This is a genomic window from Paludisphaera rhizosphaerae, from assembly GCF_011065895.1.
In the GTDB taxonomy this organism is placed as follows: Bacteria; Planctomycetota; Planctomycetia; order Isosphaerales; family Isosphaeraceae; genus Paludisphaera; species Paludisphaera rhizosphaerae.
In genome coordinates this window covers 40317-54098 of the sequence record NZ_JAALCR010000021.1, presented here as the reverse complement: position 1 = coordinate 54098, position 13782 = coordinate 40317, and the positions used below count along the sequence as shown (strand labels likewise).

8 protein-coding genes are annotated in these 13782 nt (G+C 66.4%); 5 read left to right on the top strand and 3 right to left on the bottom strand.

The window, feature by feature from the left end; all coding sequences use genetic code 11:
* The first annotated feature begins 152 nt into the window (after positions 1–152).
* From G5C50_RS23635 to G5C50_RS23620, 4 genes are all read left to right on the top strand, one after another.
* Positions 153–476: a 2Fe-2S iron-sulfur cluster-binding protein gene (locus tag G5C50_RS23635; protein WP_165073430.1), complete on the top strand. Its 324-nt coding sequence runs from the start codon at positions 153–155 to the stop codon at positions 474–476.
* Between the two features lie 179 nt (positions 477–655).
* On the top strand, positions 656–1168 hold the full coding sequence (locus G5C50_RS23630) for a hypothetical protein (RefSeq protein ID WP_165073429.1): 513 nt from the start codon (positions 656–658) through the stop codon (positions 1166–1168).
* Positions 1169–1320: 152 nt separating this feature from the next.
* The gene (locus G5C50_RS23625) at positions 1321–4134 is read left to right on the top strand and encodes a M16 family metallopeptidase (RefSeq protein ID WP_165073428.1); all 2814 of its coding nucleotides are present in this window, start codon (positions 1321–1323) and stop codon (positions 4132–4134) included.
* A gap of 351 nt (positions 4135–4485) precedes the next feature.
* Positions 4486–5814 carry a dicarboxylate/amino acid:cation symporter gene (locus G5C50_RS23620; protein ID WP_165073427.1) on the top strand — a complete coding sequence of 443 codons (1329 nt, stop codon included), beginning with the start codon at positions 4486–4488 and terminating at the stop codon, positions 5812–5814.
* Positions 5815–5845: 31 nt separating this feature from the next.
* Here the strand turns inward: G5C50_RS23620 and G5C50_RS23615 are convergent, their stop codons facing one another.
* On the bottom strand, positions 5846–6859 hold the full coding sequence (locus tag G5C50_RS23615; RefSeq protein WP_165073426.1) for a S66 peptidase family protein: 1014 nt from the start codon (positions 6857–6859) through the stop codon (positions 5846–5848).
* Entirely contained in the window at positions 6856–8370 is a 1515-nt protein-coding gene (locus G5C50_RS23610) for a N,N-dimethylformamidase beta subunit family domain-containing protein (RefSeq protein ID WP_165073425.1), read from the bottom strand. The genes G5C50_RS23615 and G5C50_RS23610 overlap by 4 nt, the downstream gene beginning before the upstream one ends.
* Positions 8371–8877: 507 nt before the next feature.
* On the opposite strand from G5C50_RS23610, the gene G5C50_RS23605 reads away from it, so the two are divergent.
* A complete protein-coding gene (locus G5C50_RS23605; protein WP_165073424.1) occupies positions 8878–12798 on the top strand; it encodes a beta strand repeat-containing protein in 3921 nt (1306 codons plus the stop codon).
* A gap of 96 nt (positions 12799–12894) precedes the next feature.
* Here the strand turns inward: G5C50_RS23605 and G5C50_RS23600 are convergent, their stop codons facing one another.
* Positions 12895–13713 carry an esterase/lipase family protein gene (locus G5C50_RS23600; RefSeq protein ID WP_165073423.1) on the bottom strand — a complete coding sequence of 273 codons (819 nt, stop codon included), beginning with the start codon at positions 13711–13713 and terminating at the stop codon, positions 12895–12897.
* Positions 13714–13782: the final 69 nt, after the last annotated feature.

Here is a 13782-nt window from a genome sequence, read left to right as displayed (position 1 = left end):
TCCGTTCAGGGGGCGTTGATGGAGGGTGAACTATGGCACACCAGGCCCGCCGACGCAAGCCCCCGGCACCCTTGCCGCACCGGTCGGCCGTGTGGGATGATCGGGGCCGCAGAGGGAGTTATCACATCGGCGACGCTTACGGGAGCCAGTCCATGCCCATGGTGACGGTCGAAGGGGAGAAGGCGTTCGAGGTCGAAGCGGGCAAGAAGCTCGTGCTGGCGATCGAGGACGCGGGGATCGACATCATGCACAAATGCGGCGGCAACGCCCGTTGCACCACCTGCCGCGTCGAGATCGTCGCCGGCGAAGTCCCCCCGCCCGAGGGTGACGAGGCCGCCAAGCTGATCACGATCCCCGACCTCCCGGAGAACGTCCGCCTCTCGTGCCAGATCCGCGTCGAAAACGACCTGTGGGTCAACGTCCTCCAGCGCTCGTCGGTGACGGGAGTCCCGGCAGGGACCCGGCCGGCCGATTGACCAGGCTTCTGAGCGCGGGTTGTCCGACGTCTTCCCCCCTCGCGGGGGAAGACAGACCGCGAAGCGGTCAGATGAGGGGGGCGGTCGCCGACGGCTACACGCTCCCCGGCAGCTCGCCATGACGCCGTCAGACCTCGGGACGTCATCCGTTGCCGCGTGAATTACGAAGGGCCGAGATCTTGATCCCCGCCGAATTGACGGAAGCCTTCAGGGTTCTGGCGCAATCAGCGGATGGCCTGAGATCCTATTGCCCCCGATATGAGGAAAGCATCCTCTATCGGCGTGTAGATGAGGACGGATTCTACGAGGACATCCCGATACCGTCGAAGGCCGTCGCCATCACCTGCGCATCGCTGATCCACGAAATGTTCCATCGGATCGAAGACGATTCGGTCAAAAAACTCGCTGTCGAGATCCAATCGTTAATTTTAATGATGTTGGATCTGTCATCAGAATATCACTGGGCAATCGATAAGAACGTGTCCTTGGTACAGGGACCGTACGACACTTCCTGGGCGATCCTACAAAGGTTGGCATCCTGCACGTTGAATGCGATCGGTGCGCAATCTGGAGCGCCTCGGATCCCTTTCGGCGATTTTCTCGGATTCGCCAGTTTCTCAAGATGGGAGATCGTGCCGGCCTCTGGCGATCTTCATCGTCTCCCGAGGGCGGATGGAGAAAACGACCGGTAAAGAATGCAAAGGAAGCTCTCGGGGCCGCCAAGCTCCCGGCGATCCCACCCCTCTTCCGCCGCTACGCGGCACCTTCTCCCACAAGGGGAGAAGGAAGATTGCCACGAATATTCTGAAGCCCAGGACTCATGCCGACAGGAAGGATCCCCCGCATGCGACTTGCCGCCGTCTCGTCCCTCGCGCTTCTCGTGCTGACTCACCCCGCGTTCGGCCAGCAGCCCGCTCCGGCGAGGACCCACGCGGTCCCCTCGCTCGACGTGGAGAAGTACACGCTACCCAACGGGCTGACCGTGCTGCTGCACGAGGACCACAAGACGCCCGTGGCGGCCGTCCACGTGCTCTACAAGGTCGGGTCGAAGGACGAGAAGAAGGGACGGACGGGCTTCGCGCACCTCTTCGAGCACATGATGTTCCAGGGGTCGAAGCACCACGACAAGGACTACTTCGAGCCGCTGGAGAAGCTCGGCGCGGAGATCAACGGCAATACGACCGAGGACCGCACGGTCTACTTCGAGTCGGTCCCCTCCAACGCCACAGAGCTGTCGCTCTGGCTGGAGGCCGACCGCATGGGCTTCCTGATTCCGGCGATGACCCAGGAGAAGCTGGACAACCAGCGCGACGTGGTCAAGAACGAGCGCCGGCAGAGCGTGGAGAACGTCCCGTACGGCATGGCCGACGAGGCCCTGCGGCGGGCCCTCTACCCGGAAGGCCACCCCTACCGCCACGAGGTCATCGGCTCGATGGCCGACCTCTCCGCCGCCAGCCTCGACGACGTCTCCGCGTTCTTCCGGACCTACTACGCCCCCGACGACGCCATCCTCTGCGTGGCCGGCGACATCGATAAGGCCCAGGTGAAAGGCTGGATCGAGAAGGCGTTCGGTCCGATCCCGAAGGGCCCAGCGATCGAGCGGCCCAAGGTCTGGGTGCCGAAGCTCGAAGGCCCGGTGAAGATCAGCCAGACCGACCGCGTCTCGCTCCCTCGCGCCCAGCTCGTCTGGCCGACCGTCCAGAGCTTCCACCCCGACGAGCCGGCGCTCGACGTGCTGGCGTCGGTCCTGGGCGGTCTCGACAAGGAGAACCGGCTCTACCGCACCCTGATGCACGACCGCCAGTTGGCCGCCCACGTCAGCGCCCAGCACCCGACGATGAAGCTCTCCGGGACCTTCGAGGTCGACCTGCTCGCCCCTCCGGGCGGGGACCTGGACGCGATCGTCAAGATCGCCCTGGCGGAGATCGACCGCCTCAAGCGCGAGGGGCCGACCGCCGATGAGGTCGCCAAGAGCCAGAACGGCCGCGAGAGCGGGCTGATCCTCGGCCTTCAATCGGTGCTCACCAAGGCCGAGACCTTCAGTTCGTACGAGGCCATCGGCGGCGACCCGCTTGCGTATCGCGGCGAGCTGGACCGCCTCTTCGCCGTCACGCCGGCCGACGTGAAGCGGGTTGCGAACCAGTATTTGACCGACGCCTTCATCCGGCTCGACGTCGTCCCCGGCCCGCCGCCGACGCGTCCCGCCGAGGTCGAAGTCGCCAGACCCGCGCCCTCGCCGTTCGAGCCCACTCAGCAGGCGGCCGACACCGAGACCTCGGCCAAGATTCCAGCCGTCGGCCCGCCGCCGGCCTTCACGCCCCCCAGCTTCGTGCGGCGGACGCTCTCCAACGGCCTGACGGTCTGGATCGTCCCGCGCCGGGAATTGCCGATCGTCAGCTTCCGGCTCGTCCTCCCCACTGGTGAAACCTCCGCGCCCGACGGCAAGGAGGGGCTCTCCTCGCTCGCCGTGGGCCTGCTGGACGCCGGCACGTCGAAGCGGACCTCGCTCCAGATCGCAGGTGAACTCTCGGAGATGGGGGCGGAGCTCGGCCTGACCTGCAGCCTGGAATGGAGCGCGGCGACCCTCACGACGCTGCTCCGCCACCTCGACCGCGCGCTCGACGTCTACGCCGACGTGGTGCGGAACTCGACTTTCCCTCAGGACGAGGTCGACCGCCGCAAGATCCTCCGCCTGGCCAGCCTGGAGTCGCGCCGGGACTCGGCCGACGAGGTGGCGGAAGACCTCTTCCGCACGCTCGTTTTCGGTCGCAAGCACCCCTACGGAAGGCCGCAGCTTGGGACGAAAGCGACGGTTGAATCGATCACGCGGGAAGACGTGGCCGCCTACCATAAGGCCCATTTCACTCCCTCGGCGGCGACCCTGATCGTCGTCGGCGACGTTGAGCCCGACGCGATCGCGAAGACCCTCGAAGCCCGGTTCGGCGAGTGGAAGGCGACTCCTGCACCCGGCAAGGTCGTGCCGGGTGCTCCGCAAGACCCCGCGGAGAAGGGCGTGTACGTGGTCGACAAGCCGGGGGCCGCGCAGTCGGTGCTGGCGGTCGGCCGGCTGGGCATCGAGCGGAAGTCGCCCGAGGTCCCGGCGCTCAGCCTGCTCAACGCGATCGTCGGCGGCCAGTTCTCCAGCCGGTTGAACATGAACCTGCGCGAGGAGAAAGGCTACAGCTATGGGATCGGCTCCGAATTCCGCCCGCTCCGCGCGCCGGGGTGGTTCGAGATCCAGGGCTCGGTCCAGACTGACGTGACGCGCCAGTCGGTGGCAGAGGTCCATCGCGAGCTGTCCATCCTCCAGGGCCCGAAGCCGCTGACCGACGACGAGGTCGAGTTCGCCCGCCGTCGCTCGATCTACGGTTTCCCGGGCCGGTTCGAGACGACCTTCGACGTGGCCGATCAACTCTCGATCATCTCCGCATATGAGTTGCCCGATGATTATCTGGCCAACACGATCCGGCGGATTGAGGCGGTCGACCGTGAGACGCTCCAGAAGCTCGCGGGCGTCTACCTGAAGCCCGAAACGATGACGACCCTGATCGTCGGCGACCGCGCGGCGATCGAGCCCGAGTTGAAGAAACTCCCCGACGGGGCCGCCGTCCATTACGTCGACGAGGACGGCAAGCCCGCCCTGGCCGAGAAGAAGTGACCGGGGCGTCGGCTCGCCCTGGATTGGTGCCGTAACGGCCTTCCCCCCTCGCGGGGGAAGGTGGCCCGCAGGGCCGGATGAGGGGGGATCGGCGGCGGATCTTGAACCAGCCGCCGAATGCGTATCCAGCGCCGGTCGTCCCCCTCATCTGATCGCTGCGCGATCTGTCTTCCCCCGCCAGAGGGGAAGACCGTCCTTGCCCAGAACTCGGCCAAAATCCAAAGGCACACCCACCGAGCGTCGCGCTCTCGCAGTCGAGGCGGCGGGTCGGCATAATCGTGGGTCCTCTCCTTGGACGGCGAATCCCCTCGGATCGCCCCTGCGCCGCCCCGACGAGACCCGGAGACCGCGATGCCGCCGAGCGAGTACGACCGCGACGACGCCACAAACCTGTTGAACTCGGAACTCGATCCAACGATCGGCGCCCCGCCCGTGGAGGACGAACCTGAGAGTTCACTGGGCGGACTGCCCCTCTACGTCTGGGTGATCATCGCCGTCTTGATCGCGATTCCCCTCGGCTGGTTCTGGGGAGAGGGGGCCAAGTCGCTCGAAATCATCCCCAACCTGATCATGCGGGCCCTGACAGCGCTGGCGGCTCCACTGGTCGTGCTGGCGATCCTGCACGCGATTGTCGCCAACGACATTCGCGGACGGCAGGGGGCGATGATGATGTTCCTCTACCTGATCAACACGCTGGTCGCCATGATGATCGGCCTCGGGTTGTCGAACCTCATCCAGCCGGGCGCCGGCGCGGAGTTGAAGGAGCCCGGCGAAGTCCGGACGATCGCGAAGAAGACCGTCTCCGAGCTGGTCACGGAGCTTGTCCCCAAGAGCATCGGCGAGGCGTTCGCCACCAACAACATCGCCCAACTCGTCGTCCTGACGATCGCGCTGGGGATCGGGTTGGTCAAGATCCGAGACGCCCACCGCGCCCAGGGCAAGGAGTCGTTCCAGACTGTCGTCGACCTGCTCTCGATCGCCTTCGAGCTGATGATGAAGGTCTTGCTCTGGGTGGTGGCCCTGGTGCCGCTGGCGGTCCTGGGGATCGTCGCCGCGCAGGTCGGTCATGCGGAGGGGATGAGGATCCTCGGCTCGCTCGTCAAGCTCATTGGCGTCGTCGTTCTGGGGCTTTGCTGCCAGGTGACCTGGTACTTGCTCCAGATGGCGTTTCTCGCCCGGATGTCTCCCGTCCGGTTCTTGAAGGGGGCGGCCGACGTGATGGCCAACACCTTCAGCACGGCGAGCACTGCGGCCACGATCCCGATTACGCTCAAGTCGCTGGGGCGGTTGGGAGTGACCCGTCAGTCGAGCCAGCTTTGCGCCTGCATCGGCACCAACTTCAACAACGACGGCACCGCGCTCTACCAGGCGACGGCGGCGCTGTTCATGGCTCAGGCGCTGGGGTACTCGCTGAGCCTCACCGATCAGGTGATCATCATGCTGACGACGCTTGTTGCCAGCGTGGGCGCTGGCGGCATCCCTTCAGGCAGCTTCGTCACCATGCCCCTGATCTTCGCCGCGGTCCGGCTGCCGGCGGACAAGATCCCCATCCTGCTGACGATCGACTGGTTCCTCGACCGCTGCCGGACGACGTCCAACGTCCTGGGCGACATGACGGTGGCCGTGCTCCTCGACAAGCTCACTCCGCCGACGCCGGAGCCTGTCGAGGCGCAGGTCTGATGTGATCCGGGGCCCGTAACGGGCCCCGTGTTCAATCGGCGGCGAACGGCGATTCCAGCAGGCGGAGCGTCCCGGCGTCGGCGTCGAGTTCCGCCTGCACGCCGTAAGGGAGTACGGCGTTGGGCGGCAGGTGACCGACCGGGAAGCCGGTCACCACGGGATATCCCTTGCCGACGAAGTAGTCGCGAAAGACCTGGGCCAGCTCGGCCTCGTCGGCGCCGTCGAAGCTCCCCAGGACGACTCCCGTGAGGCCGTCGAGCAGGCCGGCCAGCCGCAGTTGGCTGAGCATCCGGTCGACGCTGTAGCCTTCCTCGTGCGTGTCCTCGATGAAGAGGATGCGTCCCTTGGTCTCCATCTGGTAGGGCGTGCCCGCCGTGGCCGCGAGCAACGTCAGGTTCCCGCCGGTGAGCCTCCCCGTCGCCTTGCCGGAAACGAGGGCCTTCGGCCGCTCGGACGGCGAAGGGAGAGGAACGGTCAGGGCGGCGGCCGGGTCGTCCGAGTACTTGCCCGTGCGCAGCAGCCTCCAGAAGAGGTCGTTGGCGTACCGGTGTTCCTCGCCTGATTTCGCCAGCGAGTACATCGGCATCGGCCCGTGGATCGTCACGAGCCGGCACTTCAGGCCGATCGCCAGATGGAGAGCCGTCAGGTCGGAATACCCCGCGACGATCTTGGGATGCTTCCGCAGCGCCTCATAGTCGACCCGGTCGAGGATGCGGGTGAGCCCGTAGCCGCCTCGGCAGGAGAAGACCGCGCGGGCGTTGGGGTCGCGGAGCGCCTCGTTGAGTTCGTTCACGCGCTGGTCGTCGGTCCCCGCAAGGTACATCCACTTCCGCTCGATCCCCTCGGGGACGTACACCTTGTAGCCCATCGACTCGAAAAGCGTCCGGGCGTGGTCGACGAGTTCCTTGTCGACCGGGCCGGCCGGGGCGACGAACCGGATGAGATCGCCGGTGCGGAGCGGCTGCGGCTTGGTCCACTCCTCGGCGTGGACCGAAGCCGCAAGGTAGAGAGCGAGTACCAGGGACGAGGCGATGAGACGCTTCACGCGGTGCTCCGGAGGCGTTCGAGGAGGTTGGCCGTAATCTTCTGGACGCGAGGGTCGACGCCTTTGGGCTGGGTGTAGACGTTGGGCATGATGAAGCCCGGCGGGGCCGAAAGGCCAGTCGCCCACCAGATGGTCGCAGCGTTGAAGACGATGTTCCCCTTGGGCCCGGGATAGATCGTGGCCGTGTAGAGCCCCTCCCCGCGCGGGCTCGTGGTTGGGCCGCTGGCGACGACTTCCAGCCCAGGGATCTGCCAGGGCTCACCGTGCCATTCCCAGCCGACCAGGCCGCCGATCGCGTCGCCTTCCTTCATCCCGGAGCCGGCGAAGAGCCAGTGGGCCGGTTGTCGGCAGATCCAATCGCCGCCGCCGGTGACGGGATAGGTGCTCTGCGCGCCGATGAGGGTGGCCTCGTTGGGGCCGTTCTTCTTGAACAGGGCCTCCTCCGGGAAGCCGTGTTCCAACTCCCCCTGGCGGGGCGAGCCGAATCGGCCGACGCGCTCGATGATCCGTCCCGGTCGACCGTCGCTGGAGGGGTGCAGGTCGACCACGCCGCAGATGGCGTTGCCGGAGAGAAAGGCGATGTTGAGCCCCTCGTCGCGGGCTTTCTTCATCGTCTCGAACATCTCCAGCGACCAGTATTCGTCGTGGCCGATCGAGATCCACCCCTTCGCGCGGCGGAGCCCTTCGGGGTCGAAGTGGGTGTCGAAGTTGGAGATGTAGGTGACGTCGTAGCCTTGTTCTTCCATCCAGAAGGCCAAGGGGAACTCCCAGAGGAGCCATTCGCCCGAGCCCACCGAGAGCGGCGCATCGAAGATCTGGCAGTATTTGCCGTAGGGCCGGTCGAAGCTCGTCTGGACGTCCGGTCCCCAGTACCAGCTTTTCTTGCCGTCGTCGTAGAGGGCGAAGTTCGACGGCCAGCGGTTATAGGCGTTCCAGGTGTGGTCGGAGACCTGCAACAGGTAGTCGGCCTTGCGGTCGTCGCGGACGACGAACACGACGTAACTCTCCAGCCCCTCGCGCTCGGCCTTGAGCTTGCCGATATAAACGCCGCTCACCCAGTCTTCGGGGATGGTGATCGTGACGCAGGGCTCCCACTTGCACTCGCGGAGCCGCATCGGGCCGATCTCGGGGTCGGGTTGGACCTGGCCGGGGAACGAGCCGAGCTTCTCCATCAACCGGGCGCCATGGCCCTGGTAGAAGCCCATCCGATACAACTCGACGGTGAATCGAGAGGCCGGGTTGGTGCTGACGTGGAGCGTCAGCGATTCGCCGGGCCGGACGCTGCTGCGCGAAAGATAACCCTCGATCCCGGGGCTCCGAAATTTGGTCTTCGGATCGACCCGAACCTTGGTGTTGATCCAGTCGCGGCTTCCGGGCTTGGCGTTTTCGGCGCGGATACGGTCGGGATCGGCGGGGGTCGCGGCCCGCGCCGCGGGGAGTCCCGAGGCCAGGCCGGCGGCCGTCGCTGTTTTCATCCAGTCGCGTCGATTCCAGCCGGGGGGGCGCGTCATCGCGGAGGGCTCCTGCCATGGGGGGGATGTCGGCGAGGGAGGGGCGACCACTACTATGTATCGACCGGACAGGACTCGCAAGTCCTTCGCTGGTCGCGATCGTCGCGTCCGTGCCACAGAGGTTGTTGACAGCAAGCGACACCGTTGGTGCGTATTTAAGCGCGATTAAGTCCTCAAGTTCAGGAAAACCAAGGGAGTTCACGTACGGATTCGTGCCAGATCGACGATCGACGGGCGGCCGCGGCGCGTCAACGAATCAAATGGGTGGAAACTGGAGGATGAAGGGTGCTAGATTGCCTGGGCAAGAAAAAGCCCCTCCCTGGAAGCCGTCGTTCATAGGAGGCCCTGAGAGGCGTTCCTGAGGCGGCCGGGCCGGCGCTGCGCCTAACAACGGCTTCCACCGCCACGAGCAACAGCAACCACGGGAATCGCCACATGTTCGTCGACCGCAACCGAGATCCGCATCGCCGTTCGGCCCCTGCGAGTAAGTCCGGCCGGAGCTCTTCCATGCGACGACGCCGAGATTGGCGTCCGGAACGCGAGCTGCTGGAAGACCGACTGGCACCGGCGACGGGCGCCTGGTCGGCGGCGATCGGGGCGGATTCGGTCTCCTCATCGGCGTCCGCCGAGACCCAGCAGCTTCCGTTGGGGCTTCAGTACGCGGCGTCGGCGGCTCTGGGCGCCGGGGAGGCGTCGTACGCGGTTTCGGCGACGGGGACCGGGGGCTACTCGCTTTCGAACGGGGCCAACTCCTACACGGCTTACGTGGACGCCGGCGGTTTCCAGGTCGCAGGCGCCGGATCGTCCTGGTCGCTCGACGTGGTTGGGATCGGTTACGGCGACAATCAGACGTCCCTGGGAGCCGCCACGACCGTCGCCTCGTCCAACCGGGTGGAATACGACTACGGCGCGATCTCGCAGTGGTTCGTCAACGGCCCGCTGGGGTTGCAGCAGGGCTTCACGCTGGACGCGCGGCCGGCGGGAGGGGCTTCGAGCGGACTCTTGACGATCGACCTGGCCCTCGGCGGCGACTACAAGGCCGCCGCCTCGTCCGATGGCACCAGCGTCACGCTGGCCAGCGCTGACGGCTCCTCGTCGATGGTCTACGGCGGTCTGATCGCCTACGACGCCACCGGCGCGACGGTCCCGGCGCGGATGGTGGTCACCACGTCGACCGACGGCCGACAAGAGGTTTCGATCGTCGTCGACGACGCCAAGGCGCAGTACCCGCTGACCATCGACCCCTTCGTGCAGCAGTCGAAGGTGAACCCCTCGGTCGGCGGGACGGCGGTGTATTTCGGGAACGCGGTCTCACTCTCCGCGGACGGCAAGACCGCGGCGATCGGCGCCCGGAGCTCTTCCGTCGCTTCGGTTCCCGGCGCGGTCTACATCTTCAGCTCCAACGGAGCGTCATGGGGGGAGACGAGCCGCCTGACCGTCGATTCCAGCCCGCCCGCCGATGACTTCGGCTTCGGCTACTCGGTGGCCCTCAGCGCTGATGGTTCGACGCTCGTCGTCGGCCAGCCTGACGCGACCGTCGGCAACGTTCAGAAGGGGGCGGCCTACGTCTTCACGCTGAGCGGGTCGACCTGGTCGCAGGCTGCCAAGGTGACCTCTTCCGACGGCGCCGCCGGCGACATGTTCGGTTTCTCCGTGTCGGCCAACGCCAGCGGGTCCGTCTTCGTGGTTGGGACGCCCTACGCCGATTCGGCCGGCAAGACCGACCTGGGGGCCGTGTATTACTTCGGCAAGTCGGGTTCGACCTGGACTCAGGCTTCCAAGCTCACGCAGAGCACGCTCTCGGCTTCGTCGTACTACGGATACGCCGTGGCCCTCAGCGCGAGCGGGACGACGCTCGCCGTCGGCGCGCCCAATGCGAACGTGGGGACGAACACCACGCAAGGGCTGGTCTACGCCTACTACAACGGGGTCATCAAGGTCTTGACGGCCTCGGACGCCGCCGCCGACAGCGGCCTCGGAGCCGCGGTGGCGCTCAACGACGACGGTTCGACCCTGCTGGTGGGCGCCCCTCTGGTCGACGTTGGCGGCAATGCGAACCAGGGAGCGGCCTACGTCTTCTTCCGCTCGCTCTCCAACTGGACTCAGATCGCGAAAATCACCGCTTCCGACGGTCAGGCCGGCGACGAGTTCGGCCTGGATGTGAGCCTCTCGCCCGACGGTCGTCGCGCCGCGGTGGGGGCCGCCCAGGCCGCGGTGGGCTCGAACTCCCATCAGGGGGTCGTCTATGTGTTCGACCACCTTTCGGGCGTGACCTGGACGCAGACGGCGCGCTTGACGGCTTCCGACGGCGCCGCCAGCGATCATCTGGGCCAGGGCGTGGCGGTCTCGGCGACCACGGTCCTCGCCGGCGCGCCGTTGGCGACGGTCAACCCGCTGCAGCCCTACCAGGGGGCGGCCTACTTCTTCTATGAAGCCCCCGTGCTCCAGGTGACCGCCAACCCGACGAGTCGCACCGCGACGGTCGGCCAGTCGACCACGTTCACGGCCTCCTCGACCGCGGCGCTCAATCTCGGCGCCCAGTGGCAGGTCAGCACCGACGGTTCCAACTGGTCGAACATCAGCGGCGCGACGAACGCCTGGTACACCCTCGTCCCGACGATGGCCGACTCCGGCAAGCAATACCGCGTCGTCTTCTCGGACGGCTCGGGCGGCACGGCGACCTCGACGGCCGCGACGCTTACGGTGGTCAAGGCCGTGACGAAGCTGACCATCGCTACCAGCGCCCAGCCCCGCCGCATCGGCGATCCGCTGACCATCACCGTCACGGCCGCCTCGGCCTCCGGAGTCGGATCGCCCAACGGCGGGACCGTGACGCTGAACTTCGGCGGGAACAACCTGTCGCAGCCGTTGACGAACGGCCAGGCCGTCTTCAGCAACATCCCGACCCTCGCCCTGGGGACGTACGTGGTCACCGCCACCTACGACGGGACGAACGACGCGAATTTCGCTTCGGCGATCACAACGACGAGCCAGGTCGTCGTCCGAGGGACGTCCGCGATCACAGCCTCGGTCCCCGCCCAATCGACGGTCGGCCAGGCCGTCACCTTGACGGTCACTTTGGCCGCCGTGGGCAATATCTCGAACATGGAAGGCGGCGTCGTCGTCCTCGACACGGGGGTGCCGATCGCTTTCCCGCAGTTCAGCACGCAGAACGGCGTCACGACCGCCAGTTACACCACGTCGGCTCTGACGGCTGGGTCGCACTGGTTCCAGTTCGTCTTCCTGGGCAACCCAGAGCTCTTCGCGGCCAGCTCCACCGTCTACCAGCTCGTCGTTAACGCCGCCGGTGCGACGTCTTCCGCTTCGATTTCCAAGACCACGACGACGCCCGCCGGAAGCGGCGCCACCACCAGCGGGACGAACCAATCCGCGGCGGCGACGACCACCAACGCCTACGTCGGAGTGCCGTTGACGCTGACCGCCTCCCTCCCGACCGCCATCGTCGGCAGCGGCGTGCAGTGGCAGCTCAGCAGCGATGGAACCAACTGGGCCGATATCTACAACGCCAACCAGACCTGGTACACCTTCACCCCCACGCTCAATCTGTCCGGCTACCAGTATCGAGCCGTGTTCACGAATTACACGGGCGGATACTCGATCACGACGCCGACGACCTTGAGCGTCGCCAAGGCGTTGCCGGTCCTGACCGTCTCGACGAGCGTCAACCCGCGGGCGATCGGCGGTGCTTTGAAGATTACGGTGAACGCCGCCTCGTCGATGGCTGGGCTTCCCGTCCCCAACGGGGGTAAGGTCTCGATCAACATCGGGACGGTGAATTACAGCGGTACGATGGTCAATGGGCTCGCCGTCTTCAACAACATCCCCCCCGTGCCGCTGGGGACCTACGTCGTCACGGCGACCTACGACGGGACGAACGATCCCTACTTCGGCTCGGCGACGGCCACCACGAAGCAGGTCGTCGTTCGCGGGGCGTCCGCGTTGACTGCCAGCGTCCCCACGTCGGCGACCCTCGGCCAGTCGGTGACGCTCACCGCGACGTTAACTGCGACCGGGAACATCTCGAACAACGCCGGCGGCGTCATGATCCTGGACAACGGCATCCCGATCGCCTTCCCGCAGTTGACCACGTCGAACGGCGTGACGACGGCGACCTACACGACGTCGACCCTGTCCGCGATGACCCACCAGTTCCAGTTCGTCTTCCTCGGGAATCCCGAACTCTACGCAGCCAGCAGCGGGGTCTACACCTTGAATGTCACCCCCGCGCAGTCGGCGACCGCTTCCATCGCCGTCAAGACCTCGACGATCGCGCCGACGACTGGGACTTCGTCGAGCACGTCGATCAACTCGCTGGCGATGGCCGAGGCGTTCGCCTCCACGGCCACGACCAGGAAAGTCGGCCGGTCGTCCTCGGCGCTCGGTTTCTGGGCCGCTGGCTCGAACTGATCGGCTCAGCGCGAGAAATCACCGAACCCCCATCGTCGCGACCTGAGGTCGAGGCGATGGGGGTTCGCATTTTCTCCTCGTTCCCGATGATCTGCCTCAGGCTGAGGTTCGAGCGGCTGGGACTGCTCCGACAGCCTCGACGTCTTCATCGGCGCCGTAGCCCAGGTCGATCAGGTTGGCGATGATCCGGCCGTAGTATGCCGGCACGTAGGCCGCGTCCGATTCTTCGCGGGCGTGGGTCAGCCAGTTCATCTGGCGAAGGTGATCCAGCGGCCACGCCGGCAGCGGTTCCCCGAAGGCCAGGGCCGACGCGGCCGGGACGAGACCGTCGTTGGGCCCCTCCATCTCGCCGAGCGCTTCGTAGAGCCTTCGCAGCGGCCAGGAGACGTCGGTCGCCTCGGGCTCGCCCGCGACGCAGAAGCAGGGGACGCCGTCGATCGCCCCGTATTTCCGGGCGAAACGGTGCATGGACAGCCGGGTGACGTCGAGGAAGCCGCGATAGTCGATCCCGAGTGCATTCAAGAGACGATAGATCCGTCCCGCCCGAAGCTTGGCGAAGTCGGCGAGGATCGACCCCATGTGGGGCGTGGCGACGGTCGTCAGGCTCAGGATCCGGTCTCGCCAGCCTGGCTCGGCGAGGAGCCGACGCGCGTCCAGCCCGCCCATGCTGTGGCCGATGATGTGGACCGGCTCGTCTGGGAAGTAGGTGTCGATTCGGTACCCAAGGCGACGACCTCGGAAGTCGATGGACGCGATGGGATGGACGCGCGTCGTCAGGACGCGGTTCCCCGCCGCGCGCAGCACGTCCGGGATGCCGCGGAAGTAGGAGGTCAGCGTCACCGGCCCGAACCCTATCCGCGAGAACCCGAACAGTCCGTGGGCCAGGACGATGGGAGCTTTCAGCCGCCCGATCATGGCAGGTTTGATCTCGTTGCGCCTTGCGGCCAATCAGGGTGCAATCTCATGCAGGCGAGCGGCGATGCT